A 25,843-nucleotide genomic window follows, 5' to 3' on the forward strand; every position below is an offset into this window, starting at 1 on the left:
GGCAACTAGGTTACGCGCCGAACTCCACTGATTCGGTGGTCCAGGCGCGCGCCTGGTCGCTCAGGGTGATGCCCAGGCCGGGGCGGTCCGGGACGATCATCCTGCCGTTCTTGGTTTCGAGGCGTTCGTTGAACAGCGGATCCAGCCAGTCGAAGTGTTCCACCCAGGGCTCGCGCGGGTAGGCGGCGGCCAGGTGCAGGTGGATTTCCATGGCGAAATGCGGTGCCAGGCCCAGGCCGCGCTCATCCGCCAGGGCGGCAAGGCGCAGGAACTGGGTAATGCCGCCCACCCGGGGCGCATCCGGCTGGATGATGTCGCAGCTGTTCGCGCTGATGAGGCCCTTGTGTTCGGCCACGGAGGCGAGCATTTCCCCGGTGGCGATGGGAGTGTCCAGGACCTGCGCCAGGTGCGCGTGGCCCTCGAAGTCGTAGGCGTCCAGGGGCTCTTCGATCCAGATGAGGTTGAACTCCTCGAGCTGGCGGCCCATCCGCAGGGCGGTGGCACGGTCCCACTGCTGGTTGGCATCCACCATCAGTGGAACGTCCCAGCCAATGTGCTCGCGGATCCCGGCGACGCGGCGGAGGTCCTCCTTGCTGTCCGGCAGGCCAACCTTGATCTTGATGCCGCCGATGCCCTCCTCCAGCGACTGCGTGGCGCGGGCCTTTACTTCCTCGAGGCTGGCGTTGAGGAAGCCGCCGGAGGTGTTGTAGGTCTGCACGGAGTCGCGGTATGAGCCCAGGAACTTTGCCAGGGGCAGGCCGGCCCGCTTGGCTTTGAGGTCGTAGAGGGCAATGTCGATTGCGGCCAGGGCCTGCGTGGCCACCCCCGAGCGGCCCACGGACGCTCCGGCCCACAGCAGCTTGGTGTAGATCTTCGCGATGTCGTTGGGATCCTCGCCTATGATGCCGCCGGCGACCTCCTTGGCATGTGCGTACTGCGCCGGACCGCCGGCACGTTTGGAGTAGCTGAAGCCGACGCCGGTGTGCCCCAGTTCCGTGGTGATCTCGGCGAAGAGGAAGATGACCTCGGTCATGGGCTTCTGCCGGCCCGTGAAGACCTTCGCGTCGCTGATGGGAACAGCGAGGGGCAGGCGGGCGGTGGACAGCTTGACGTGCCGGATCAGATCGACGGTACTCACGGGTTCTCCTTCAGGCGGGGGCGGGCTCCTTCGCCCGCCCTCTTAGGATATAAGTGGAGTACTTGTATTACAAGTGGCGCCAGGTCCGCCGGGGAATGTTGTGGGGAGGCTGGACTAATCCCGCTGCTCCCGCAGGGCGCCCAGTCCTGCGATGAGCGCCTCAAGCCCAAGGCTGAACGCCGCGTCTGCGGGCGGCCCGTCCACCTGCCCCTCCGCGCTCCGCACGGCAGCCGTGAAGTGCGGTGTTGCCTCCGCCATGGAGCCCGACTCGAAAATATCGGCCGGCGCCGTCACGTCATAGGCGGAGCCAAAAATAAACGATTCCAGGGCCACGATGGAGGAGACAATCCGCTCCTGCGGGAATCCGGCGTCGAGGAATCCCTTGCTGACGGTCTCGTACATGGCCAGGGTCTGCGGCGCGTCAGTCACCGGAAGGACGGCGATGACCGGAATGAGCGGCGTATGCTCGGCGAAGACGTTCCGGTAGCTCCAGGCCCAGCCGCGGACGGCTTCCTCCCACGGTGCCGAGCCGAAGCCGGACACATCCACCAGAGAGGTGAGGTGGTCCTCCACCAGGAGGAGGACGTCCCGCTTGGCTGCCACGTGGTTGTAGAGGGCCGACGGCGCCACGTCCAGTTCCTTGGCCAGTGCGGCCATGGTGAGGCCGTCATATCCCTTGCGGTTGATCAGCTCCAGTGCCGCCGTGGTGATTCCGGCCTTGTCCAGGACGGCGGCCGACGGCCTGCCGGCCCTTCGCCTCTGGGTGCCGGCACTCCCCGCGGGGCGCCCCTGAGTGGCTGATACTGCCGGCATGCCTGCCCTTTCGTCGGTGGTCTCCAGCATTATTCCACCGGGCACTTCCCGTCCATGACAGGACCGGCTATAGTTCTAATAAATGAATGCCGTTCATTTAGTGGTTCCCGTCACCTGGCAGGACCAAAGAGAGGACATCATGCTGAACCTGAACCGCGACGTCGTGGTCGTTGGAGCCGGGCCGTCCGGACTCACCGCAGCCCGTGAACTGAAGAAGGCCGGCCTGACCGTTGCCGTGCTTGAGGCGAGGGACCGCGTGGGCGGCCGCACCTGGACCGGCACGGTTGACGGCGCAATGCTGGAGATCGGCGGCCAGTGGGTCTCGCCGGACCAGACCGTACTCCTGGAACTCCTGGACGAACTGGGCCTGCAGACGTACCCCCGGTACCGCGAGGGTGAGTCGATGTACATCGGCGCGGACGGGGTCCCCGTGCGCTACACCGGCGATTCGTTCCCCGTGGACCCGGACACGCAGGCCGAGATGGACAAACTGACCGCACTGCTGGACGGGCTTGCGGCGGAAATCGGAGCCACCGAGCCATGGGCGCACCCGAAGGCGCGCGAGCTGGACACCATCTCCTTCCATCACTGGCTGCGGCAGCACTCGTCCAATGAGGAAGCGTGCAACAACATCGGCCTCTTCATCGCCGGCGGCATGCTCACCAAGCCGGCCCACGCCTTCTCCGCCCTGCAGGCCGTGCTGATGGCGGCGTCGGCGGGGTCCTTTACCCACCTCACGGATGAAGACTTCATCCTGGACCGGCGCGTGGTGGGCGGAATGCAGCAGGTCTCCCTGCTGCTCGCGCAGGAGCTGGGGGACGATGTCGTCCTCAACTCCCCGGTGCGCACCATTAACTGGCATCCGGAGACCGAAGGCCACAGCGTCAAAGTGGTCTCGGACGGGGCAACCGTCAACGCGCGGTTCGTGATCATGGCCGTGCCGCCCAACCTCTATTCACGCGTCTCCTTCAACCCGCCGCTGCCCCGCCGCCAGCACCAGATGCACCAGCACCAGTCGCTGGGCCTGGTCATTAAGGTCCACGCCGTCTACAGCCGCCCGTTCTGGCGGAACTCCGGACTGTCCGGCACCTGCTTCGGCGCCGGATCCCTGGTCCAGGAGGTGTACGACAACACCAACTTCGGCGACACCAGGGGCACTTTGGTGGGCTTTGTTTCGGATGAAAAGGCCGACGCCGTCTTCGAGTTGGGTGCCGAAGAGCGCAGGCGCGCCATCCTGGAGTCCATTGCCGGGTTCCTCGGCGCCGAGGCGCTGGAACCGGAGGTGTACTACGAATCGGACTGGGGTTCCGAGGAGTGGACCCGCGGCGCCTACGCCTCAAGTTACGACCTCGGCGGCCTGCACCGCTACGGCAAGGACCAGCATGCCCCGGTGGGTCCCATCTACTGGTCATCCTCCGACCTGGCCGCCGAAGGCTACCAGCATGTTGACGGAGCCATCCGGATGGGCCGGCACACCGCGGCCCGGATCCTCGAAGTGGCCCGCGTGGCCGTCCCGGCCGGAGCCTGACCCCGGTTTCAGCGCAGGGCGGACAGGCCCTTCCGGGCTGGAAAATAAGCATGCTTACCAATAAGCTGGCCCGTGGGGAGTTCCCCCCGCACGCAGACGAACGAGGTGAGATATGACTGACACTGAGAGCATCAGCAAGGTTACGGACATCATCAACGGTTCCCACATCGGGATGTTGACCACCATCAATGAAGAAGGCGCCCTCGTGAGCCGGCCGCTGGCTGTCCAGGACGTGAAGGACGACGGCGACATGTGGTTCTTTACGGGCCTTGGCACCTCGCAGGTGGCCCATGTCCGGGCGGACCCCCGCGTCAACGTCTCCTTTGGCAAGAACACCGAATGGGTCTCCGTTGCGGGCACGGCCGAGGTTGTCACGGACCGGGAGAAGATCCGCGAAATGTGGAACCAGGCTGTCGAAGCATGGTTCCCGGACGGTCCGGACACCCCTGAGGTGTGCCTGCTCCGCGTTGACTCGGACTCGGCAGAATACTGGACCAGCCCCGGCGGCACCGCCGCCACGGTGCTCCAGTGGGTCAAGTCCAAGGTCACCAACAGCCAGATGAGCGTCGGCGAGAGCGGCACGGTGGACCTCTAGGGCCTGCCAGCGAATTCGACGGGCGGGGCGGCTGAGGCCGCCCCGCCCTTCTGCTGTGTGCCCTTAACCGGGCTCCACCGCTGAGAGGGCGGCCAGCACCTCCGGGAGCAGCAGGTCATTCCTGCCCCAGGCGGGGTCGAAGACCTCCACATACCAGGAGTCGGCGAGCAGCAGCGCCAGCGATTCGTTGGTTTCCTCGGCCCAGTCACGGATCTGTTCCTCGTCCACCGGATTCTCGCTGGAACCCAGCACCGTGGTGACTTCAGTGCCTGCCAGCGTCACCGGGATCGCGGCGCTGCTGGACTCGCCGGGGGCGTGCGCCACGGTGACCAGCTCCGTGCGGGAGGACAGGCCGATCAGGGCTGAGGCGGCGGCCGCGGAGCAGAACCCCGTCACGTACTGCCGCTGCGCCGCCGGACCCGGGCGGAGGCCGGGCTGGGACTCCTTGGTGAAGAGTCCGTTGCGGTTCAGTTCCGCGAGGGAAGACGCAATCGGCCGGGTTTCGTCGTCAAAGCCGGGGGCGAAGGTTCCGGGCTGGTACTGGCTTTCGCCTTCCAGCCAGCGGGCAGTCAGTTCTCCGGCCGCAGCCAGGGTGGTGGCCTGCCGCCAGGCACCGCGGTCCTCCAGCCGCCGGCCGAACTGGTCATGGGTTGGCAACTCCTGGGGATCCATCATTGGATGTTATCGCCGCAGGGTTACCCGTTCCACGGCCTGCGACACAGCGGGTAACGTCTACGCCTGTTCCGCCGGGACGCCCGCTGCCTTCTCAGCAGCGGCAAGGGTGGCACCCAGGCTGGTGACGGCGTCGGGATATCCCCGGTGGGGCGCACCGCGCAGCTCGTCAGCCTGCCGCATGGCCTTGATAAGGGCCGAGGTCTCGGGGGTCCGGACGTCCGTCAGCGCGGGATAATCAATGGAGCAGGCCGGATCCAGCTCATACCGCCGCCACCGGGCGATCAGCTCGTCGTGCCGGGCCTGCGCCGCAAGGTGCGCGGACTCCACCGCCCGGTAGTCGTCGCGCGCCGCACGCCGCGCAAGATACTTCGGCGTCCCCCGGTAGGCGGCCACGCCGGCGGCAATGCCGGCTGCTCCCAGGAACAGGCCTGTCCACGGCGAGACCATCGTGGGGATCAGCAGGGCGGGAACAGCAACGGCTGCCCCAAGGAACAGGTCCCAGAACAGCTGGTCCGAACGCTCAGTTGGCCCGTTTCCTCCGGCAAGGGCGCGGCGCCGGACCACGAAGACGGTGGCCGCAACACTGGCCACCAGCACCGGGCCGCACAGCAGCAAGGCCCAGGCCCCCTGGACCAGACCCTCGAAGAATCCTTCCCCCATGGCCGACACCTGACTTCCAGCGCGTGCCCGGGCCGCGGAATCCCGGGCTGGTAATTCCATTCCACCCCGTTCCTGATGGCCGGTCAATGGTCCGGACGGCCGGGGCCGGAACGGGCATCTTTCCGGAGGGCTGAACGCCACGTACCGTGGGTCCATGAGACTCAAAATGTGCAGCATCCACGTCAAGGACCCCGCCGCCGCCCACGCCTTCTACACAGGAACGCTGGGCTTCGAGACGCTGATGGCCATGCCCGAGCACAACCTGTACATCATCAAGGACCCCGGCTCGGACGCCGGCTCCGTGGGGCTGCTGCTGGAGCCCAGCGACAACCCGATCGGCGCCGCATACATGAACGCCGTGCACGACGCCGGGCTCCCGGCCATTGTCTTCGGCGTGCCGGACGTGCGGGCGGAGTATGAGCGGCTGCTGGCGGCGGGGGTCAGCTTCAAGGGCGAGCCGGCCGAGGACCCCTCCGGGATCAGCGCCGTGTTCGACGACGGCTGCGGCAACTACATCCAGCTGCACCAGGACTGAGCCTCCCGGGACCGTTGCGGTTCGAGCGGGCCTACTCGGCCTTGGCGCGGGCCTTCTTGGCGTCCTTCTTCGCGGATTCTTCCTTGACGCGCTGCGCCTCGGCCCGGACGGCGGCCTGCGTGGCCCGCTCGGTGACCAGCCACTGCGGGGGAGCCTGCAGCAGCGCGGTGATCTCCGCCGTCGTCAGCGCGTCCTCAACGCCGCCGCGCGCCAGGCCGCTGATGGACACGTTCAGCTTCTGCGCCACCACCGGGCGGGGGTGCGGGCCGTTGCGGCGGAGCTCGGCAAGCCATTCCGGCGGGTTGGCCTGCAGTTCGGCGAACTCGGCGCGGGTGATGGTCGAATCCTGGAACTCCTGCGGTGTTGCGGGCAGATAGATGCCAAGTTTCTTGGCAACAGTGGCCGGCTTCATGGACTGGGAGTTCGCAGAGGTCATGCTTCAAGGGTATCCGGGCGGACGGTACTGTGAAGACGTGCCCTCCCACGACATCCCCCAGACAACCGGTCCCGGTGACCAGGACCAGCCGGCCGGGCAGGCGGAAGACACCGCCCCCCGCCTGCTCCGCATTGCCTATGTGGCCGGGGTAACCCCGGGCAAATGGATCCGGCGGTGGGAAGAGCGGATGCCGGACGTTCCGCTGCAGGCGTTTATGTCCGACGACGGCGCGCAGGTTGAGGTGCTCCGCGAGGGTTCAGCCGACCTCAGCTTCGTCCGGCTCCCCGTGGAGCGCGAAGGCCTCAGCGTCATTCCGCTGTACGAGGAGCAGCCGGTAGTGGTGGCGCCCAAGGGCCATGAGATTTCCGTGTTCGAGGAAGTGGCCTTGGCCGACCTGGAACAGGAGTCCTTCCTTGACGTGGCTGCACTCGGAGGCCCCGGGCCCGCGCTGCAGGTGGTGGCCACGGGCGCCGGACTGGCCATCCTCCCCATGTCCGTCGCCCGCCACTTCAACGTCAAGGACACCGTGGCGCGGCGGCTCACCGGTGCCCCCGGCACGGAGATCGCCGTGGCGTGGGCCTCCGATTCAACGGATGAAGTGATTGAGGAGTTCATCGGGATTGTCCGCGGACGGACAGCGCAAAGCTCCCGCCAGCCGTCGGCCCAGCCGGTGAAAACCAAGAAAGAGCCCAAACCGGACCGTCGGGGTACCGGAGCCAAGAAGGCGCCCAAGGTGGCCCAGCGGTACGCGCCGAACCCGGACAAGGGGCGGGGCAAGGGTTCACGGAAGAAGGGCAAGCGGTAGCCTGGTTCGCCCCATACGTACGCGGTCTGGCAGGCGCCAGCCCGCGCAGGCAGCACTCATAGCGTTAACGGCAACAGGCCGGCTCCGAAAGGAGCCGGCCTGTTGTCTTATCCACACAATTTAGGTGTTCTTGACGTTGGAGGTGGCGTCGGTGGTGCGGTCTTTGACGTCGGTGGCGGCGTGTTGGCCTTCGGCTTTGACGTTTTGGGCGGCGTCGGTGGCGGTGGCCTTGACGTTTTCCATGGCTTCCTGGGCGGGTTCCTTGAGGTCCTGGACCATGTCCTTGGCGGCGTCGGTGACCTGGGTGGCCAGGGGCTGGGCGGCGGTTTTGAGCTGGTCCGCGGCCTCGCGTTCCTTTTGGCTGGCCGGGATCAGGGAGGAGATCAGCATGCCGGCGCCGAACGCGATCAGGCCTGCGGCCAGGGGGTTGCCCTGGGTTTTGGCTTTGACCTGGTCCGGTGCGTTGGAGATCGCGGTTCCGGCGTCGCCGAGTTTGGCTGCGGCGGTGTCTTTGGCCCCGTGCAGGGTGTCCCCGGTGGAGTGCAGGGCGTTGCCGGTATGACCGGCGCCGGTGTGCATGGTGTCCTGGACACGGGTGGTGGTGTGGTCTGCTGCGCCCATGATTTTCTCCTTGACCCCGCTCACGGCGTCTTTTACCTTGTCGGTTTGGCGGTTCACGATGTTGGACGGGGTGACCTTATCGGCCACGGCGTCAACGTTGGTGCCCAGGCGTGCGCGGGTGGCTTCTATGTCTGAACGGATTGCGTCCGGGTTATCGCTCATCGGTTTACCTCACCTGGTTTTAGGGTTGGGGGTATTTCGGACAGGGTTTCCCCGGTCTGGGGCAGGCCTTTGACCTGTTTGAGTTCCTTGCGGCCGATCGAGGCCAGGACCGCGGCGATGATGCCCCAGACCACGGCGACGATCAGGGCGGCCCAACCCAGCGGCATCAGGGCGCCCAGGGCGAACATCAGGCCCAGGGACAGGAACACCAGGACGAAGTGTCCTGCCACCCCTGCCCCCGCGAGCATGCCCGAGCCCTTGCCGGCCTTCGTGGCCGACTGCTTCAGCTCGGCCTTGGCCAGCTCGACTTCCTGGCGCATCAGCGTGGACAGGTCACGGGTCACGTCCCCGAGCAGCTCACCCAACGAGGCGTTATCCGCCTTCTGGTGCGCCGCACTCGGAGCAGGCTCCGGAATCGAGCTACTCACAGCTGGCGTCCTTCCGAAGAGCGGTAACCGCCGTCAGTGCTGCGGTAGGAGCCGTCCTCGTCCCGGTAGGGGTCATCCTCAAACCGGAGGGGAGTCTCTTCAGCAGTGCCGGAGGGCAGGGAAGTGGTGGATACCGGAGCGCCGGCGCCTACAACAGGCTCGCTGTAGAGGTCGTCATTTCCGGCTGCGTACACGGTCTCCTGACGGAGGGGTGCAACCGGCTGGTTCTGCACGGACCGCTGCGACGGTGACCCATTCGCTGCACCGTGGGAATCCGGTGCGCCTGCGGTCAGGCCACGGGTGAGCCGGCCGGCAAGAACGCCGGCTCCGGCTGCAAGCAGCAGGAAGGTGCCGGGGTTGTTGCGGGCGAACCGCTGGACTTCGCCGAGAATGTCGCCCGGCTGCTTGTTCTCCAGCCAGGAGGCCACGGTGTCGGTAGTGCCGGCGGCCTGGCGGATCAGGTCGCTGGCCATGCCCTGCTGGTCCGGCGCGTCGGCCATGCTGTGCAGCTGGCTGGAAATGGTGCGAATGCCCTCGGCGGCCTTCTGCTGCTGGGTCCCAGCCTGGCTTGTCAGGCCCGACTTCGCCTGGTGCAGAAGATCCTGCGCACTGGACTTCGCCTCGGCCGCCACGTTCGCGGCTTCGTCCTTGGCGGTCTGCGCAACGTTCTGGGCTGACGCCGCGGCCTGGCCGGCAACGTTCGATGCCTCTTCCTTCGCCGCCTGGCTCTTGGAGGTTCCGGCAGAACCCTCAACGGGGGTGGTGCCAAAGTTCTCTTCGGCACCTGCTGCGGTCACACCATAGGGATCGGTGGTTGCAGTGCCGGGGGTCTGGGGCCATTGGTTCTCTGTCATCGGGCTCTCTTTCCTGAAGGGTCAGCTGGCGATCAAGAACCAGCAACGCTGGCTAGTAGTAAGCATGATTACTAATTAGATACTAAGCACACTTTCCTTTTGAAGCGCAAGAGGGTCGCCTAATAAAGGCCTTCAGGAACGGCTCTGGGCCCGGCGGATAGTAAGCCTACTTGCGAATTAGATGCTAAGCATGCTTATTGTAGAGAACGTAGCGACGCAACAAGAGGTGATCACACCCTGCACTTCGCCACCCATAGGAAGGCCACGGCCCGATGACCAGCAATCTCGATCCAGATGCCCGCACCAGCTACCGCCTTATTTCTGTGGCGGCCAGGCTGGTTCAACGGCGCCAGGACGACGCCCTGGCGCACTTGGGCCTCACCCGGGCGGCTGTGATAGCCCTTGAAGGCCTGGCCGACGGGCCCTTGAACCAGGAACAGCTCGCCGAAGCAATACGCGTCCAGAGCCAGACGTTGGGACGGGTCCTGCTCCGGCTGGAGGGCGCCGGCCACATCACCAGGACGCGCCAGTCCACCGACCGCAGGCAGTTCAAGGTGGAACTTACGGAATCAGGGGAAGCCATCCTTGAGGCTGCCCGCCGGGAAGAAACCAATGCCTACCCTGATGATCCGAACATCGGCTGGAAGGTCCTCAGCGAGGAGCTCGCAAAGTTCGTGAACGCGCTGCCGGCCAGCCGGAACCAGGAGGTGGTCCCGTTCGCTCCGCCTGAGCACCGCACCGGGAGGCGCCCCCAGGGGACGCGCGGAACAGGCCTTCGCGGCATGGACCAGGCTGGCCACTAAGGCGCGCTGGCACGGCCGCTGAAGTCGGCAGCGCAGCGCCCTAATGCCGTAGTCCGCCGGTCCACGCCGGGCAGCTAGGCCGCGCAGGCATCCTTAAGTGCCTGGACGGACTCTGCCGGCACCTCGTCTCCGGCTTCCGCAATCTGGCCCAACGGCGTCGTAATTTCAGCCGGGACCCCGGCAGTGGATGCTGCAGAGACGAGCCCCGCCAGCAGCTGCTTGTCCTCGGCGCTGACCAGCCCGTCCTGGACCACGGCGCAGATCTGGCGGTTCACTTCGGCGGCGCCGGCCGTTGCCACCTTCGAGGCGGCGTCGCTGACGGCATTGCCTGCGGCCTCCTCAACGGCACCACAGCCGGAAAGGAGCAGGAGCAGGGGTGCGGCGGTCAGGACTGCGAGGCGGCGGTTCATGCGCCCAGCCTATCGGGTGCGCACAAAGTGCTACCGCGCGCTGGCCGCCGGCACCCCCAGGATGCTGTCCAGCAGCCCGTTCCGGAATTTGCCGTCCGGATCGTGCGACGATGCCAGTGAACGGAAGTCGGCGAAGCGCGGGTACAGCGATTCCCAGTCGTGCTCTGCCGGGGAGAAGAGCTTGCCCCAGTGCGGACGGGCGCCGAAGGGCCTCAGCAGATCCTCGAGTTCCGGCAGGACAGCCTCCACTTCGGGCTGCAGCGGCCTCCACGTAAAGTGCAGGGCAACGCTCTGCTGCCGGTAGAAAGGACTGAGCCAGAACTCGTCCGCGGCACCGGTACGGATCTCCGACACAAAGAGCAGCGGAGCGAGCTTGTCCGCGAGTCCGCGGACTGCCTCAATGGCGGCCGGGGCATGCTCCAGCGGAAGGATGAACTCGCTCTGCAGCTCCTCACCCTTGCTCGGCGTGAACTCGTGGCGGAAGTGGGGAAGGCGGTCCAGCCACTGGCCGGGTTCGTCCAACTGCACGGTGCAATTTTCCGCGGACATGTCCGGCAGCGGGTGCCGCGGGCTCACGGCCGCAGTGGCACCAAACAGCCCGTCCACGGGCGGCTCCGAGTCCAGCGCCTTGAGCCAGACCTGACTGATGGAATCCCCGGCATAGTCCGTGAAAAGGCTGACGCTGTAGGCGCTGGACACGAGCTCGCGGAAGCTGGCCAGTGCCTGGTCCCACGGCAGGTCCTCCAGAACGCGCTGGCGCATCCGGAAGCTCGGCTGGACGGCGAGTTCCAGGCCGGTCACAATCCCCAGGGCCCCAAGCCCCACCACGCTGGCCAGGAATTCGTCGCCATCGGCGCGGGTGAGGGAAACCTGTTCGCCGGAGGGCCGCACCAGGTCGATGGACTGGACTGCTCCGGCCAGGGACTGGTTGTTGACGCCTGAGCCGTGCGTTCCGGTCTGGACTGCGCCCGCCACGGAGATGTGCGGGAGTGACGCGAGATTATGAATGGCGGCGCCGGACTGCTCCAGGGCGCGGCACAGTTCCCCGTAGCTGACGCCGCCGCTGACCCGCACCGTTGTGCGGTCCGGGGAGAGTTCGATCCGCTGGGGCAGCGCATCCAGGAGAACATGCACGCCGTCCGTGTCGCCCACCCGGTTGAACGAGTGCCGCGATCCCAGGGCCTTGACCCGCCTGGCACCGGCCACGATTCCGGCAAGTTCGTCCACCGAGGCTGGCCGCCGGACCTCCGCGGAGGCGTATTCAAGGTTCCCTGCCCAGTTCTTCATCGAGTCGGCTTTCCGGTTGGAGGTGCAAATTGGCTCCCTCAACTGTCAGCGCTAACAATCCCACTGTCAAGGCGCGTTCACGCTGCCCGCCCACAGCGGGCCACGGTGCGCCGCGACACGCTGGCGCTTGTCTTTCTATCGTTGTAAATTTGCCGGATGACACGTGCGGGCACCCCTCCGATGGGATGGAACAGCTGGGACTGTTACGGCACCTCCGTGACCGAGGACGAGGTCATGGCCAATGCCTCCTTCATGGCCGGGCACCTGCTGCCTTTCGGGTGGGACACCGTGGTGGTGGACATCCAGTGGTACGAACCCGCGGCCCGGGCCGGAGGCTACAACGACGGCGCAGAACTGGACCTGGACGGGTACGGCCGGCAGCTTCCGGCGACCAACAGGTTCCCGTCCGCCGCCGGCGGGCTCGGCTTCAAACCGCTCGCCGACCGGATCCACGCCCTGGGTCTCAAGTTCGGCCTTCACATTATGCGCGGCATCCCCCGCCAGGCGGTCCGGGATGCCCTCCCCGTTGAAGGGACGGACGCCACTGCACACCAGGTCGCTGACACGTCCTCCGTCTGCGCCTGGAACACGGATAACTACGGCCTGGACCACAGCCACCCCGGCGCACAGGCCTACTACGATTCCCAGCTGCGGCTCTTCGCTTCGTGGGGCGTGGACTTCATCAAAGCCGATGACATGCTGGGCCCCTACTTCGCCGGGGAGATCGCGGCCTACCGCCGCGCGATAGACCGCAGCGGCAGGGACATGGTCCTTAGCCTGTCGCCGGGCAGGGCCCTGTCCCTGGCACACCTCGACCACCTGCGCGCGAACGCAGACATGTGGCGGGTTTCGGACGATCTCTGGGACAGCTGGGAGGACATTGAGGCCCAGTTTGGCCGGATGGCACGGTGGGCTCCCCACCAAAGGCCCGGAAGCTGGGCGGACGCGGACATGCTCCCGGTGGGACGGATCGCGCTGCGCGCCGAGCGGGGAAATGCGCGGCTCACGCGCCTGACGCCCGACGAACAACGGACCATGCTGTCACTCTGGTGCATCGCCCGTTCCCCGCTCATGCTCGGCTGCGACCTTCCCTCCTCACCCCCGGAAACCCTTGGGCTGCTGACCAACCGGGACGTCCTGGACGTACTCACGGAGAGCCGCAACAGCCGCGAACTGCTGCGGGACGGGCACCTCGTGCTGTGGGCGGCGGAAAGTACGACGTCGGAGGACAGGTTCGTGGCGGTCTTCAACACCGGGACGGCCGGCGTGGCCCGGACACTGCCGCTCGCTGATCTTGGCCTCCCGGGTCCGGGGAGCTGGACAGCCCGGGAGGCGTGGAGCGGCGCCGGGGCCGGGCTCACCCGGCTATACGGTGCCCCGGCCCTCGCGGTGGATCCCCCTGCCCACGGCGTGCAGTTCTACCGGTTCTCCCGCACCCGGTCTTAGCTCCCGCCGTCCTGTGGGCCGGTGCGGGGCGGCGGGACCCTGCGCCTGCCGGTGGCTTCGAACGCGGCCGCGACCCGCAGCAGGGCGGTGTCGCTGTAAGCCCTGCCGGCGAAGGTCAGGCCCACGGGCATGGCGATGTCCGCGGCAAGCCCCATGGGAACCGTCACGGTGGGAATGCCGAGATGCCGCGGAACCAGGTTCCCGTTGGACACCCAAACGCCGTTGCGCCATGCCAGGTCAGCCGAGCGCCCGTTGCGGTCCGCGTCGGAAGGGCCGATGTCGGCAGCTGCCGGGAACACCACGGCGTCGAGGCCCAGGCCGTCCATCCACTGCTCCAGGTCAACCCGGCGTGTCTCCTCCAGCCCGCGCAGTCCCTCGGCCAGGTGCGGTATCGCGGCCAGTTCGGGCACGCCGTTCTCCCGGATCCACGTGGGGTAGTCGCTGATGTCGTCGTCGAACCCGTGGTACCGGTCCGGGAGCGAGCCGTCCGGCGCGGGAAAGATGGCCGCGCCGTCCACGTCGGACAGCCGGCAGAGATCCGGGTCCCCGTTTGCGTCCAGGAAGTCGTTCCAGGCCCAGGCCGAGAGGTCTACGATTTCCCTGCGCAGGTAGTCGGGGGACACCAGGCCCCTGGTCGAAATGCTGGGGGCCCCGGGGCGGTCGCCTTCATAGTTGGACACCACCGGGAAGTCCACCTCGATAACATCGGCTCCCGCGGCCACGAGATCGCGCCGCGCAGCCTCCCAGAGCCCGATGATCGAAGCCCTGGTCTTGATCCGCTGCCCCGTAGGCCCGCCAATCCCCGGAGTAGGGGCGGTTCCGGCATCAGGATCCGCGTTGACGTACATCCGGGGGACCCCAAAGCGTTTGCCGGCCAGGACGCTTTCAGCCGCAACCCGGTCCGGTGCCGCCAGCTCCACGTAGGAACCAGGGCGCACTTCGGATGCTTTGGGCAGCCCGACCCATGGCTGCATCCGCCAGAAGTCGCCCCGGGTTTCGGCATCATCAGCCACCACAACATCCAGCACCTCCAGGAGGTCCGCCATGGTGCGGGCATGCGGCACCACCACGTCCATGGTGGGCACCAGCGGCCAGTTGCCGCGGACAGAGATCACGCCCCGGGACGGGGTGTAGGCGCAGAGGGCGTTGTTCGACGCCGGCGCCCGGCCGGAGGACCAGGTCTCCTCCGCGAGCCCGAAGGCGGCGAAGCTGGCCGCGGTGGCCGTTCCTGACCCGTTGGAGGATCCGGAGGCGAAGGCTGCCGTGAGGTAGTCGGCGTTGTACGGGCTTTCGGCACGTCCATATACGCCGCGCTGCATACCTCCGTTGGCCATTGGGGGCATGTTGGTCAGTCCAATAAGGACAGCGCCGCCGGCCCGCAGCCGCTCGATGGTGAACGCGTCCTGCTGTGCCACCAGATCCTTGAAAGCCGGCGATCCGGCAGCGACGGTCAGGCCGCGCACCTTATAACTGTCCTTGGCTGTATAGGGGATGCCGTCCAGGGGTCCGAGCGTGGCCCCCTGGGCGCGCCGCATGTCCGACGCCCGGGCTTCAGCAAGGGCGTCCGGGTTCATCACCACGACTGCCTTCAGGCATATGCCCGACGAGTCATACTTCTCGATCCGTTCCACATAGAGGCGGACCAGGTCCTCGCTGGTGACTTCTCCCGCCTCCAGTGCCGTACGGAGTTCGCTGACGGAGGCCTCGACGACGTCGAAGCTGGCCTGGGTGCCCGGCGCGCCGGCTGTTGGGGCGGGCTTCATTCCGCGCCTCCTTGGGCTGCGGGCGCCGGCTGCTGCTGCGTGATGCAGTGGATGCCCCCGCCGAAGGCGAAGATGTCGCGGGCATCCACCAGCTCCACGGTCCGGCCAGGGTAGGCGCGTTCCAGGATGCCGGCGGCAATGGTGTCATTGGGGTCATCGAAAGCGCACAGTACCACTGCATTGTTCGCCACGTAGTGGTTGATGTAGGACCAGTCCACAAACCCTTCGCCGTCCTCGAGCACGGTGGGGGCGGGGACGTCGATGACGCGCAGCGGACGGCCCTTGGCATCCACTTCTCCGGCGAGGACCGCGGAAAGCTCCCGGTACACCTCGTAATCCGGGTGGGCTGGGTTGTCCTGGCGGTGGAGGAGGACGGTTCCGGGGCCGGCGAAGGCCGCCACGATATCCACGTGGCCGCGGGTGCCGAACTCGCCGTAGTCGCGGGTGAGCCCACGCGGGAGCCAGATGGCCTTGGTGGTGCCCAGGGCTGCATGGATTTCGGCCTCGACAGATTCTTTGGTGGCTCCGGGGTTGCGTCCCGGATCCAGCTGGACCGTCTCCGTCAGCAGCACCGTTCCCTCGCCGTCCACATGGAATCCGCCGCCCTCATTGACCAGTGGACTGGACGTGGCCGGGGCTCCGGCCTTCCCGGCGACCGCGCGGGCCACGTCTGCGTCCCTGTCCCAGGCGGCCCACTCCTGCGCGCCCCACCCGTTGAAGACCCAGTCGACGGCGGCCAGCGAGCCGTCCGGACGGTGGACAAAGGTGGGTCCAGTGTCCCGGATCCACGCGTCGTCGAGCGGAACTTCAGCCACGGTGATGCCCCCGCCAAGCCATTCCCGCGCGGCGGTGGCGTCGCGGGGGTCTGCCACGACGGTCACGGGCTCGTGGCGGGCGATGGTGCGGGCAACTGTGGACCAGGCGGCGCGGGCGCGGTCCAGCGAAGGACTTCCCAGGGGGCCAAAGGTTTCGTTGGGCGGCGGAAAGGCCATCCAGGTGCGGTGGTGGAGGTCCCATTCGGCAGGCATGCGGGTGGCCGTGTCGTCGGTGGCAGCGGCACCCGGAGAAGCTAGTGGGGAAGAATAAATGAATGACATTCATTTATTATGGATTCGAGGATGCCCACAGGCAAGGGATGCGGGGAAAATTAAGCTACTGCTACCTGGCGGGTGTCCTGTCCACGGCAGCCAGGATGGCCCGGGCCAGTTCCGCTGGCTTGGTGAACTGGGGCCAGTGGCCGGTGGGCAGGTCCACGTACTCCACGTCGCGCAGCCTGGAAAGCTCCGCCACAAAGGGATGGCCGGCCTGGATCCACTCCTGCAGCAGCGACGACGGGAACTCGCACGCAATGACGGTGGCCGGCACGTCGTAGCGCCGGTCGTCATGCAGATGCTGCTGGTCGTAGGCAACGCCCTTGGGCTGCGGAACGGCCCGTGCCCGGAACGCCTCGCGGAGGCCGTCGTCGAGGTCCACCAGGTCGGCGTCCTCGAACGCTTCCCACGGCGGCAGCGGAACGTCGTCGCCGTCGGCCGGCAGTTCATCGTTGATCACGCCGCCCTCACCCAGCGGTCCGCTGTCCACGTAGACCGCCCGCTCCACCCGGTCCGGCCGGGAATCCAAGGCGCCGTGGATGATGGCGCCGCCGCCGGAATGGCCCACCAGCACCACCTTGTTGTCCAGGGCATCAATGGCGGCAACCACGGCATCGATGTGGTCCCTGAGGCGGATGCCGGAGCGGTCTGCGTCCACCGATTGCATCCCGGGAAGCGTGAGCGGGTGCGTCCGGTGGCCCGCGGCCTCAAGCGGCGGCGCCACCTCCTCCCACGAGGAAGCATCCAACCAGAAACCGGGAACCAGGATGATGTCCATGATGGAACCCTACTCCCGGCGGAGACGGCCGCGGGTCATCCGGGCGGAGTGCGGGGCATCGGGAGCAGCAGGGCTTTCGCGCAGCCTCGACGGGCAGTAAAGTCCCCGAGTAGCCTGCGTTTCTCCGACGTGACCTGAGAGGGAGCCCTCATGAAACGGCCAGAATGCTTTTGCGGACCCGCCGGCGCCGTGCCCGGCCCAGCCGGGGCCGGAGGTGTGGAGGCATGAGCGGCTCACCATCGCAGGGCCAGGCCGCGCCGGCGAAGCGTGAAACGTTCTCCTCGCGCCGGCTCTTTATCCTCTCGGCCATCGGCTCGGCGGTCGGCCTGGGCAATATCTGGCGCTTTCCCTATATCGCCTATGACAATGGCGGCGGCGCCTTCCTGATTCCCTACCTGGTGGCACTGCTGACGGCCGGCATCCCGCTGCTGTTCCTCGACTACGCCGTGGGCCATAAGTTCCGCGGCTCGGCGCCGCTGGCCTACCGCCGGCTCCACCGGGCAGCTGAGCCGCTGGGATGGTGGCAGGTGCTGGTGTGCTTCGTCATCGCGGCCTACTACGCAGTGATCATCGCCTGGTCGCTGATGTACACCATCTTTTCCTTCACGGAGGCATGGGGTGACGACGCCGAGGGCTACTTCTTCGGGAACTTCCTGGCCGTCGCGGAGGCCCCGGGCATCGGCTTCACCTACGTGCCGTCCGTCTTCTTCCCGCTCCTGCTGATCTGGGTGGCGGTCATCATCATCATGGTGGCAGGAATCCGCAAGGGCATCTCCCGCGCCAACTCCATCCTCCTGCCCTTGCTGATGGTGATGTTCCTTCTCCTGGTGGTCCAGTCGCTCTTCCTTCCCGGCGCAGCGGAAGGCCTGAACGCGTTCTTCACGCCGGACTGGGCCGCACTCGCAGACCCCTCTGTGTGGGCTGCAGCCTACGGACACATCTTCTTCTCGCTGTCCGTGGGCTACGGCATCATGGTCACGTATTCGTCCTACCTCAAGCGCCGGACGGACCTCACCGGTTCCGGCATGGTGGTTGCCTTTTCCAACTCCGGATTCGAAATCCTCGCCGGCATCGGTGTTTTCGCGGCTCTTGGGTTCATGGCGCAGGCAGCAGGCACAGGCGTGAACGACGTCGTGACCCAGGGCATCGGCCTTGCCTTCGTCGCATTCCCCACCATCGTGTCCCAGGCACCCTTCGGCGGGCTCATGGGCGTGCTCTTCTTCGGATCACTGGTGTTCGCGGGGATCACCTCCCTGATCTCCGTGCTGGAGGTGATCGTGGCCGCCGTGCAGGACAAGCTGGGCTGGGGCCGGGTCAAGGCTTCAGTGGTGGTCAGCGTGCTGGTGGCAGTTGTCTCCCTGGGCCTGTTCCCCACTGCTACGGGCCTTTACCTGCTGGACACCTCGGACGCTTTCGTCAACAGCTTCGGGATCACCCTGGGCGCACTGGTCACCGTGGTGGTGCTCGCGTGGTTCCTGCGCAAGCTGCCGCTGCTCTCGGCCCACCTGAACCGTGTTTCAACCGTCAAGATGGGGCGGGCGTGGATAGTTCTGGTGGCCGGCGTGGTGCCCCTCGCCCTGATCTATATGGTGGCCAACGAATTCATCAGCAAGATCACCACCACCTACGAGGGGTACCCCGAGTGGTTCGTGGGCCTGTTTGGCTGGGGCATGGCCGGCGCGCTGGTGGTCCTGGCCCTCATCCTGACGGCTATTCCCTGGAGCCGCAGCTCCAAAGCCCACCATGACCCCGAATACGACGACGTGGTCAAAGAGGATGCACAGGAGACGGCACCATGACACCCATCGCCATCACCATGATGATCATTGCGATCCTCACTGTCTGGGGCGGGCTGGCGCTCGCGCTGGTCAACCTCAAGAGGCACCCGGAGGACGAGGGCGCCCTGCCCGAAGAGCACGCACCCGAGCTCTGACCCACCTTTGCGGGCGGGGGCCCGGGTGCCGGGGCCCGGGGCTGCCATGGTTACGGGTTGGGCTGTCCCTTGCCGGTGCTGCCGTGGTTGGCGGCGGGCAGGACGACGGCGTCAGTCACCGCCTTGCCATGGGCGTTCTGGAACACCGCCCGCACCAGGACCGCCGGCTGGCCGGGCGCCGCGGCGGGCAGCTCAAGCGTTGAGGTGTAGGTGCCTTCATCCGTCCGTTTCGTCACGGGCTGGCGGCCTGCCTTCTGCCAGTTTGCCCCGCCGTCGGACGAGGTTTCCCACACTGCCACCGGGCCCGGGGTGCCGGTGGCCGTAGCGGCCACACTGGCTGTGCTGCCCGCCGCCCTGGCCTTCGGCTGCTTGGAAACCTGCGGCAGTTCCACTGTCTGGTCGAAGGCTGGCCAGCCGTCCACCCAGTCGATCTTCTGTAGGCCAAGGGTTGGGACGTATGGGATGTCCTGGTTGGAGCCGTCGTAGTAGTGGAAGGCCAGGTAATCGCCAAACACGGACTGGCCGCCCGGGCCGGTGACGGCACCGTGCGAATCCAGGACCACGGACCCGCCGCCGCCGAACATGTCGCGGCCGTCCTTGTCCAAATAGGGGCCCTTGACGGAGGTGGAACGCCCCACGGCCACCTTGTAGGTGGAGTCGGCGCCGCGGCAGCAGGAGTCGAAGGAGACAAACAGGTAGTAGTAGCCGCCGTGCCTGGTGATGTACGGCGCCTCGATGGGGTTGCCGGGCATGAACCGGTCCGCAATGTTCACGGTTTGTGACTGCCAGCCAGCCACCGGCTTGCCGCTGGGCCATTCGATGGGCACCAGGAAGATCCCGTACCAGAACGATCCGATGGCCATGTACGGTGTGCCGTCGGCATCTTCGATGATTCCAGCGTCGATCGCGTTGAAGGTCTTGCCGGGGTTGTCCGGGTCCAAGCCGGTAGCGGGGGAGGAGACCACCAGGCCCCGGTCCACCCACTCGTAATCCGGATGGGTGGGATCCAGCGTGGTGTTGGTGGCCAGGGCAGTCAGGGACGTGTTGCCGCCAAAGCGCGACGCCGAGTAGTACAGGTAGTAGGTGCCGTTATGCTCCGTGATCTCCGGCGCCCACAGGTTGCCGGGGAGCTCGCCGTCGGCGAAGTGCTCATCGATCCAGGCGGGAATCCGGTCCCAGACGGTGCCGCTGTACTCCCACGTGGTTCCCTGGTCATGGGAAGACCAGGCCTGGATGGTGCCGCCGTTTTCCCGGTTCACCAGGCCTGTGGAGTAGACGTACCAGGTGCCGTCATCGTCGATGATCAGGGCAGGATCGTGGATGGGGGAGGTCTGGCCAACGACCGTCTTTCCGCCCGGCAGGTCCGCCAGGCTGGGGTCGTTCTTTGCGGCCGGAGCTGACACCGTTCCAGGAACCTTCAGGGCCGGGGCGCTTGCGGCTATGTGGGGACTGGCCGCCGTCGGGAGCGCTGCCGCTGTGAGGGTGAGGCCCAGGGCTGCAGCCAATCCTGCAGCGCGGAGCGCCCATGGACGTGACTTCATCATCACGTGGTCCTTCCGGGAGGTGGAGCGGTTTCAACCGCAGGGAACAGGCAAGTCTTTGCAACGTTGTAACGAAGAATATGGCATGCGGCGTGGGTCACGTCAAGGAGGTGTTGGGGCAGGAGAAAGTAATTGCCGGAGCGCCCTTGACGATTCTTCTTGTCGTGTGTGATGGTTTCTTACAACGTTGCAAAGCAGCAGCTGCTCCGATGGCGGTCCGCTACCGCGGACCGCGGAGCCCGGTACCGCCCAGCCCAATAAACTTGTTTGCTCCACCCAACCCGGAAGGACTGCGTGATGATGAAGTCACGTCCCATGGCCGCGACCCTGGCGCTTTTTACCGCCGCCGGCCTTATGCTCGGCGGCTGCTCCGCCCCCTCTGGCGGGGACGCCGGCGGCGAAAAGAAGCTCACCTTTATGTTCCGCGGGGGTGAAGACGAGAAGAAGGCCTACGAGAAGGCCGTTGAACAGTTCGAGGCCGCAAACGGTGTTGACGTTGACATCATCGTCACAACAGCGGACCAGTACGCCACCAAGCTGAAGGCCGCAATTGCCGGCAAGCAGGTCCCGGACGTGTTTTATATCGGGCCAGGCGACGTGCAGGCGTACGTGCAGAACGGAATCGTCAAGGACATCACCGAATACGTGGAAGGCTCGGACACGATTGACCTGGATAATATCTGGGAATACGGCGTGGACAGCTACCGCTACGACGGCAAGCGCGTGGGTGAAGGTTCCATTTATGCCCTCCCCAAGGACGTGGGCCCCTTCTCCTTCGGCTACAACAAGACCATGCTGGAAAAGGCCGGGGTTCCGCTTCCTGACAAGGACAAGCCCTACACCTTTGACGAGTTCGTGGCTGCGGCCAAGAAGCTTACAGCCGATACCAACGGCGACGGCACACTGGACCAGTGGGGAACAGGCCTGAATGTCCAGTGGAACCTGCAGCCGTTCGTCTGGTCCAACGGCGGGGACTGGCTCAACGAGGACCGCACCAAGGTCACCGTGGACACCCCCGAATTCGCCGAGTCGCTGCAGTGGTTCGCAGACCTGCAAAATGTCCACGGCGTAACCCCTTCTGTCGCTGAGGCACAGACGCTGGACACCTACCAGCGCTGGATGAAGGGCGAAATCGGCTTCTTTCCCATCGCCCCCTGGGACCTCTCCACCTACCAGAAGCTCGGCTTCGAGTGGGACGTCATCCCCTACCCTGCAGGCGACACCGGCGAGACGGCCAGCTGGATCGGGACGCTCGGCGTCGCGGTCTCCGAAAGTACCAAGCACCCCGAAGAGGCAGTCAAGCTGGTGGAGTACCTCACTGCCAACAAGGAAGCCCAGCAAAGCCTGGTGGATGCGGGCATCCAGATCCCCAACCTGAAGGACATGGCCGAGACCTGGGCAGCGGACACCAGCACCAAGCCGGCCAACAAGGAAGAGTTCCTGCAGGTCGTCAAGGACTACGGCCGCGCCCTGCCCGGCGGCAACACCTTCAACGCCGAGTGGTATGACGAGCTGTTCACCAACATCCAGCCCGTGCTGGACGGCAAGCAGACCGCTGCCGACTACCTGAAGGAAGCCCAGCCCAGGATGCAGGAATTCCTGGACGCCGCCAACCAGCAGGCCGGCAACTAGGGGGATCACCGGTATGACAACAACCATCACCCGCCGCTCGCGGCTTCACCGGAAGGAACACCGGGCAGCCCTCGCTTTTGTTGCCATACCGGTGATCGGGTTCCTCCTCTTTACGCTCTTCCCGCTCCTCTTCTCGGTGTACGCCTCCTTCACCAACTGGAACGGCATCTCCGCCCCGGTCTTCAAGGGCCTGGACAACTACATCAAGATGTTCGGCGACCGCTACTTCCTGCAGTCGCTCTGGAACACCCTGTACATGATGATCGGCATCCCCATCGGACTGGTCATCTCACTGGGCCTGGCACTGGCAATGAACCGGAAGATGCGCGGCACCACGTTCTTCCGCACCGTGTACTACCTGCCCGTGATCTCCTCCATCGCCGCCGTCGCCATCCTCTGGCAGTGGGCCTTCAACGGCGACTTCGGCCTCATCAACCAGGGCCTGGCCCTGGTGGGCATCGACGGCCCCAACTGGCTGCAGGACACCGCCACCGTGAAGCCCGCCCTCATCATCATGGCCATCTGGAAAGGCCTGGGATATTCCATGCTGCTGTACCTGGCAGCCCTCCAGTCGGTGCCCCGCTACCTGTACGAGGCCGCAGCACTGGACGGTGCAACTGCCTGGCAGCAGTTCCGGCACATCACCATCCCCATGGTCCGGCCGGTCACCTTCTTCCTGATTGTCACCAGCATCATCGGCGGCTCCCAGATCTTCGTCGAAATCAACATCATGACCCCCACCGGCGGCCCTGAGTTCCAGTCCGCCTCCATCGTTTGGTACATCTGGCAAAAGGCGTTCGACAACCTCCAGATGGGGTACGCGTCCGCCATGTCCGTGGTCCTGGGGCTGCTGGTCTTCGTCATCACCTTTATCCAGTTCCGGCTCAACCGCCGCAACCAGTTTTCGATCGATTGAGGCAGGCAGCCATGTCCGCACAGAACGTCATCACCACACCCCCGCTGGAGCCCGCCCACGAAATCCCCGGCAGTGCCGGGAGCGGAAAACCTGCCGGTCCCCGGCGGGCGGGCAGGGGCTCCCGGTCCGCGAAGGAAACACTCCGCCTGGGCAACATCCTCACCACCCTGGTCCTCAGCGTCGGCGCAATCGTGATGATCGCCCCGCTCGCCTGGACCTTCTCCACCTCGCTCAAGACGAAGGACGGCGTCTTCGAACTTCCGCCCCAGTGGATTCCGGACCCCTTCGTGTGGGAGAACTACGCACGCATCTGGACCGCGGGCCCGCTGCTGAGCGGCATCCAGAACAGCCTGATCGTGGCCTGCTCGGTGACCATCGTGGGCTCGCTGACGTCCGCGCTCGCCGCCTTTGCCTTTGCCAAGATGCGGATGCCCTTCAAGAACGTCCTGTTCCTGGGGCTCCTGTCCGGGCTCATGATCCCGTTTCCCACCCTGATGATTCCGCAGTTCACCATCTTCGCGAGCATCGGCTGGGTGGACACGCTGCTGCCGCTGATCGTGCCGGGGCTCTTCGGCAACATCATCATGATCTTCTTCCTGCGCCAGTTCCTGAACAGCATCCCGGACTCCATCGTGGAGGCAGCCCGGATCGACGGCGCCTCCTACCTGCAGATCTTCTGGACGCTCATCCTGCCCGCCATCCGCCCGGCGCTCGCCGCCCAGTTCATCCTCTGGTTCATGGCCATGTGGAACGACTACCTGGCGCCGATCATCTACCTGAACTCCCCGGGCACGCAGACCCTTCAACTGGTCATCGCCAATTTCAATGCGCAGTACGCCATCCAGACGGATTACCCGCTGATCATGGCCGCATCCTTCGTGGCGCTCCTGCCGGTGCTCATTGTCTTTGTAGTGTTCCAGCGCCAGATCATCGAATCCATCGCGCTTTCCGGATCCAAGGGCTGAACCGTGCCAGTGGATACCAACACCGATACCGCGGCGGAGCTGCTTCCGCTCCCCGCGGGCGCCGGCCAGGAGCCGTCCTCCTGGGGCGCGCGGCATGCGCATGACCCCACGGTTGTCCGGGACGACGACGGCACCTACTTCATGTTCTCCACCGACGCCGTGGCCAATACGAAAGACATTCCTTCCGGGGTACATATCCGTACATCCGCCGACCTGGTGCGGTGGACGTACCTCGGAACCGCACTCGGCGGAGTGCCGGAGGCGGCAGCGGCGTGGTCCGGCGCCCAGGGGCTGTGGGCGCCGGAGGTGGTCCGCTGGCCCACCGGGGAATGGCATATGTATTACTCGGCGTCGACCTTTGGCTCCAACACCTCTGCCATCGGCCTCGCCGTCGCCGCATCGCCCAAGGGCCCGTGGGAGGACCGCGGCCTGGTGGTGGCAACCCGGAAGGGTGAACATTCCCAAAACGCCATAGATGCCGCGGTTGCCTTCGACGCCGGCGGCAACCCCTGGCTGACCTACGGATCCTTCTTCTCGGGCATCTACATCCTGCCCCTGGACCCCAGCTCCGGGCTGCCCAGGGTGGAAGGCGACCTGGGCTCCGTCATTGCCCGGCGCCCACGGTCTGTGGAAGGGGCAGTGGAAGGCGCCTTCATCCTCCGGAGCCCCCACGATGGCCGCTACCTCCTGTTCACGTCCTATGATTCGCTGTTCAGCACCTACAACGTGAGGGTGGCTGTCGCGGATCACATCACCGGACCCTACCGGGATTTCCGGGGGCTGGAGATGACCGACCTGGACGCACCGCCTGCTGCGGTAGGCACCAAGGTGCTGGGCAGCTACCAGTTCGACGGCGGAACGGCCTGGCTGGCGCCCGGCCACAATTCAGTCCTGAGTCAGAAGGGGCCGGACGGAGCCGCCGAGCACTTTATGGTCCACCATGTCCGGTTTGGAGCGGATCCCAGCCAGCACGTGGTCCAGCTGCGCCGGCTCTTCTTCACTGCCGGCGGCTGGCCCGCCATCTCACCCCAGCCGTTCGCCGGGCTCCGGAGCGAGGCTGTTCCCGTTCCTGCCGAAGTGGCCGGAACGTGGCAGGTCCTGCGCTTCGACCCTGAATCCACGGACGTTGTGCCGGCCGCCCGGATGAACGTGGAGTGCGTTGACCTTCGTCCCGCGCACTTCCGGGGGCATCCACTGGCTGTCCGCCTGCGTCCCACGGGGCCTGGCTGCGAACCGGGCACGGAGATAGACGCCGTGGTCTTCAGCTCGTGGGACTGGTCCCGCAACAGCCCGGCCCTTTCCTTCAGCGGCATCGACCAGCGCGGAGTGGCCTGGTCCGGAACCCGGGAGGGGCTGCTGTGACTGATGCTCCCCTGGGGTGGGCCGGGCGGCTGATGGACTGGCTCCGCTTTTCCACCCGGCTGGTCCTGGTCAACGTGCTCTTCGTGGCCGGAGCCCTGGCCGGGCTGGTGGTCCTGGGCGTCTTTCCTGCCGCGGTGGCTGCCACCACCGTCCTGGGCAGGCTGCGGAACGGTTCGGCCGGGGACAGCCTGGTGCGGGACTTCATCACCTCCTACCGCTTCCAGTTCCGGCACGCCAACCGGGTGGGAAGCGCCTTCTGGATTGCCGGCGTCGTCCTTGTACTGGACTTCGCATCACTGCTGGGACCTGCCGGGACAGCCATGCCGGCGCCCGTACACGCCGTCCTCCTGGCGCTGTCCACAGCTGCCGCGGGAGTCACGCTGGCTGCTGCCGCCACCGCTGTGGGCCTGTGCAGCCGCTACCGGGATTCCGTGGCCAGGACGTGGCGGACTGCCTTGATGCTCCCGCTTGTATCACCCGCCATGAGCCTTTCCCTGCTGGCGACCCTGGCAGCGGCCGCCGTCGTCTTCTCCGGAATGACTGTGCTGGTGCCCCTCGTTGGCGCCTCGGTCCCGCTGCTCATCTCCGGATGGCTGGTGGGCCACAGGCTCGCCGGGCTGGAAGCCACAGGTCCTGCCCACGCCTAGAACCACCCATCAAAAATCT

At 66.2% G+C, this 25,843-nt stretch carries 27 protein-coding genes; 13 read left to right on the forward strand and 14 right to left on the reverse strand.

The genetic code is table 11. The features are described from left to right. Nucleotides 1–10: 10 nt before the first annotated feature. Together IEX33_RS05790 and IEX33_RS05795 are read right to left on the reverse strand one after the other, a co-directional pair. Nucleotides 11–1,138, reverse strand: coding sequence for an L-talarate/galactarate dehydratase (locus IEX33_RS05790; protein ID WP_188728488.1), 1,128 nt, complete (start codon nt 1,136–1,138; stop codon nt 11–13). A gap of 114 nt (nt 1,139–1,252) precedes the next feature. After that, nucleotides 1,253–1,951: a TetR/AcrR family transcriptional regulator C-terminal domain-containing protein gene (locus tag IEX33_RS05795; RefSeq protein WP_377090521.1), complete on the reverse strand. Its 699-nt coding sequence runs from the start codon at nt 1,949–1,951 to the stop codon at nt 1,253–1,255. 139 nt (nt 1,952–2,090) lie between these two features. On the opposite strand from IEX33_RS05795, the gene IEX33_RS05800 reads away from it, so the two are divergent. After that, the gene (locus IEX33_RS05800; RefSeq protein ID WP_188729177.1) at nt 2,091–3,479 is read left to right on the forward strand and encodes a flavin monoamine oxidase family protein; all 1,389 of its coding nucleotides are present in this window, start codon (nt 2,091–2,093) and stop codon (nt 3,477–3,479) included. A gap of 112 nt (nt 3,480–3,591) precedes the next feature. Further along, nucleotides 3,592–4,074 (forward strand): pyridoxamine 5'-phosphate oxidase family protein, encoded by a 483-nt coding sequence (locus tag IEX33_RS05805; protein ID WP_188728490.1) that lies wholly within the window; start codon nt 3,592–3,594, stop codon nt 4,072–4,074. Nucleotides 4,075–4,137: 63 nt separating this feature from the next. Here the strand turns inward: IEX33_RS05805 and IEX33_RS05810 are convergent, their stop codons facing one another. Further along, a complete protein-coding gene (locus tag IEX33_RS05810; protein ID WP_188728492.1) occupies nt 4,138–4,746 on the reverse strand; it encodes a DUF6919 domain-containing protein in 609 nt (202 codons plus the stop codon). Between the two features lie 60 nt (nt 4,747–4,806). Next, nucleotides 4,807–5,409 (reverse strand): hypothetical protein, encoded by a 603-nt coding sequence (locus IEX33_RS05815; protein ID WP_188728494.1) that lies wholly within the window; start codon nt 5,407–5,409, stop codon nt 4,807–4,809. A 154-nt stretch (nt 5,410–5,563) separates the two neighbouring features. Between IEX33_RS05815 and IEX33_RS05820 the strand changes: the two genes are divergently transcribed. Then, on the forward strand, nt 5,564–5,944 hold the full coding sequence (locus IEX33_RS05820) for a VOC family protein (protein WP_066272752.1): 381 nt from the start codon (nt 5,564–5,566) through the stop codon (nt 5,942–5,944). A gap of 31 nt (nt 5,945–5,975) precedes the next feature. Here IEX33_RS05820 and IEX33_RS05825 read toward each other — a convergent pair whose 3' ends face one another. Next, complete coding sequence (locus IEX33_RS05825) at nt 5,976–6,380, reverse strand: DUF5997 family protein (RefSeq protein ID WP_188728496.1); 405 nt, start codon at nt 6,378–6,380, stop codon at nt 5,976–5,978. Between IEX33_RS05825 and IEX33_RS05830 the strand changes: the two genes are divergently transcribed. Next, the gene (locus IEX33_RS05830) at nt 6,379–7,185 is read left to right on the forward strand and encodes a LysR family substrate-binding domain-containing protein (protein ID WP_188729178.1); all 807 of its coding nucleotides are present in this window, start codon (nt 6,379–6,381) and stop codon (nt 7,183–7,185) included. The two genes, IEX33_RS05825 and IEX33_RS05830, sit on opposite strands and share 2 nt — an antisense overlap. 120 nt (nt 7,186–7,305) lie before the next feature. Here IEX33_RS05830 and IEX33_RS05835 read toward each other — a convergent pair whose 3' ends face one another. From IEX33_RS05835 to IEX33_RS05845, 3 genes are read right to left on the reverse strand one after another with little or no spacing between them, the layout of a single operon-like run. After that, a complete protein-coding gene (locus IEX33_RS05835; protein WP_188728497.1) occupies nt 7,306–7,968 on the reverse strand; it encodes a DUF3618 domain-containing protein in 663 nt (220 codons plus the stop codon). Continuing rightward, nucleotides 7,965–8,396 (reverse strand): phage holin family protein, encoded by a 432-nt coding sequence (locus tag IEX33_RS05840; protein WP_188728498.1) that lies wholly within the window; start codon nt 8,394–8,396, stop codon nt 7,965–7,967. Before IEX33_RS05840 ends, IEX33_RS05835 begins: the two co-directional genes overlap by 4 nt. Further along, nucleotides 8,393–9,250: a hypothetical protein gene (locus tag IEX33_RS05845; RefSeq protein WP_188728499.1), complete on the reverse strand. Its 858-nt coding sequence runs from the start codon at nt 9,248–9,250 to the stop codon at nt 8,393–8,395. Before IEX33_RS05845 ends, IEX33_RS05840 begins: the two co-directional genes overlap by 4 nt. 272 nt (nt 9,251–9,522) lie before the next feature. Between IEX33_RS05845 and IEX33_RS05850 the strand changes: the two genes are divergently transcribed. Then, nucleotides 9,523–10,053, forward strand: coding sequence for a MarR family winged helix-turn-helix transcriptional regulator (locus tag IEX33_RS05850; RefSeq protein WP_188728500.1), 531 nt, complete (start codon nt 9,523–9,525; stop codon nt 10,051–10,053). 74 nt (nt 10,054–10,127) lie between these two features. On the opposite strand, the gene IEX33_RS05855 is transcribed toward IEX33_RS05850, so the two are convergent. After that, a complete protein-coding gene (locus tag IEX33_RS05855; protein WP_188728501.1) occupies nt 10,128–10,463 on the reverse strand; it encodes a hypothetical protein in 336 nt (111 codons plus the stop codon). A 30-nt stretch (nt 10,464–10,493) separates the two neighbouring features. Further along, entirely contained in the window at nt 10,494–11,750 is a 1,257-nt protein-coding gene (locus IEX33_RS05860) for a D-arabinono-1,4-lactone oxidase (RefSeq protein ID WP_188729179.1), read from the reverse strand. A 156-nt stretch (nt 11,751–11,906) separates the two neighbouring features. On the opposite strand from IEX33_RS05860, the gene IEX33_RS05865 reads away from it, so the two are divergent. Next, entirely contained in the window at nt 11,907–13,196 is a 1,290-nt protein-coding gene (locus IEX33_RS05865) for a glycoside hydrolase family 27 protein (protein ID WP_188728502.1), read from the forward strand. On the opposite strand, the gene IEX33_RS05870 is transcribed toward IEX33_RS05865, so the two are convergent. From IEX33_RS05870 to IEX33_RS05880, 3 genes are all read right to left on the reverse strand, one after another. Next, nucleotides 13,193–14,959 carry an amidase gene (locus IEX33_RS05870; protein ID WP_188728503.1) on the reverse strand — a complete coding sequence of 589 codons (1,767 nt, stop codon included), beginning with the start codon at nt 14,957–14,959 and terminating at the stop codon, nt 13,193–13,195. The genes IEX33_RS05865 and IEX33_RS05870 overlap by 4 nt on opposite strands. Next, a complete protein-coding gene (locus IEX33_RS05875) occupies nt 14,956–16,056 on the reverse strand; it encodes an agmatine deiminase family protein (protein ID WP_188728506.1) in 1,101 nt (366 codons plus the stop codon). Before IEX33_RS05875 ends, IEX33_RS05870 begins: the two co-directional genes overlap by 4 nt. A 61-nt stretch (nt 16,057–16,117) precedes the next feature. Further along, nucleotides 16,118–16,828, reverse strand: coding sequence for an alpha/beta fold hydrolase (locus IEX33_RS05880; protein WP_188728508.1), 711 nt, complete (start codon nt 16,826–16,828; stop codon nt 16,118–16,120). Nucleotides 16,829–17,052: 224 nt separating this feature from the next. Here IEX33_RS05880 and IEX33_RS05885 point away from each other — a divergent pair, with 224 nt between their 5' ends. Further along, on the forward strand, nt 17,053–18,627 hold the full coding sequence (locus tag IEX33_RS05885) for a sodium-dependent transporter (protein WP_188728510.1): 1,575 nt from the start codon (nt 17,053–17,055) through the stop codon (nt 18,625–18,627). Further along, nucleotides 18,624–18,761 carry a methionine/alanine import family NSS transporter small subunit gene (locus tag IEX33_RS05890; protein ID WP_013599219.1) on the forward strand — a complete coding sequence of 46 codons (138 nt, stop codon included), beginning with the start codon at nt 18,624–18,626 and terminating at the stop codon, nt 18,759–18,761. Before IEX33_RS05885 ends, IEX33_RS05890 begins: the two co-directional genes overlap by 4 nt. A 50-nt stretch (nt 18,762–18,811) precedes the next feature. Here IEX33_RS05890 and IEX33_RS05895 read toward each other — a convergent pair whose 3' ends face one another. Beyond that, nucleotides 18,812–20,305 (reverse strand): arabinan endo-1,5-alpha-L-arabinosidase, encoded by a 1,494-nt coding sequence (locus tag IEX33_RS05895; protein WP_229675253.1) that lies wholly within the window; start codon nt 20,303–20,305, stop codon nt 18,812–18,814. A 294-nt stretch (nt 20,306–20,599) separates the two neighbouring features. On the opposite strand from IEX33_RS05895, the gene IEX33_RS05900 reads away from it, so the two are divergent. From IEX33_RS05900 to IEX33_RS05920, 5 genes are read left to right on the forward strand one after another with little or no spacing between them, the layout of a single operon-like run. Beyond that, nucleotides 20,600–21,934 (forward strand): ABC transporter substrate-binding protein, encoded by a 1,335-nt coding sequence (locus tag IEX33_RS05900; protein WP_104188949.1) that lies wholly within the window; start codon nt 20,600–20,602, stop codon nt 21,932–21,934. A gap of 13 nt (nt 21,935–21,947) precedes the next feature. Next, nucleotides 21,948–22,850: a carbohydrate ABC transporter permease gene (locus IEX33_RS05905; protein WP_188728513.1), complete on the forward strand. Its 903-nt coding sequence runs from the start codon at nt 21,948–21,950 to the stop codon at nt 22,848–22,850. An 11-nt stretch (nt 22,851–22,861) separates the two neighbouring features. After that, nucleotides 22,862–23,815 carry a carbohydrate ABC transporter permease gene (locus tag IEX33_RS05910; protein ID WP_188728515.1) on the forward strand — a complete coding sequence of 318 codons (954 nt, stop codon included), beginning with the start codon at nt 22,862–22,864 and terminating at the stop codon, nt 23,813–23,815. A gap of 3 nt (nt 23,816–23,818) precedes the next feature. Continuing rightward, nucleotides 23,819–25,177 carry an arabinan endo-1,5-alpha-L-arabinosidase gene (locus tag IEX33_RS05915; RefSeq protein WP_229675254.1) on the forward strand — a complete coding sequence of 453 codons (1,359 nt, stop codon included), beginning with the start codon at nt 23,819–23,821 and terminating at the stop codon, nt 25,175–25,177. Then, nucleotides 25,174–25,824: a YesL family protein gene (locus IEX33_RS05920; RefSeq protein ID WP_188728517.1), complete on the forward strand. Its 651-nt coding sequence runs from the start codon at nt 25,174–25,176 to the stop codon at nt 25,822–25,824. The genes IEX33_RS05915 and IEX33_RS05920 overlap by 4 nt, the downstream gene beginning before the upstream one ends. The last annotated feature ends 19 nt before the right edge of the window (nt 25,825–25,843 follow it).

Source organism: Pseudarthrobacter scleromae, assembly GCF_014644515.1.
Classification (GTDB): domain Bacteria; phylum Actinomycetota; class Actinomycetes; order Actinomycetales; family Micrococcaceae; genus Arthrobacter; species Arthrobacter scleromae.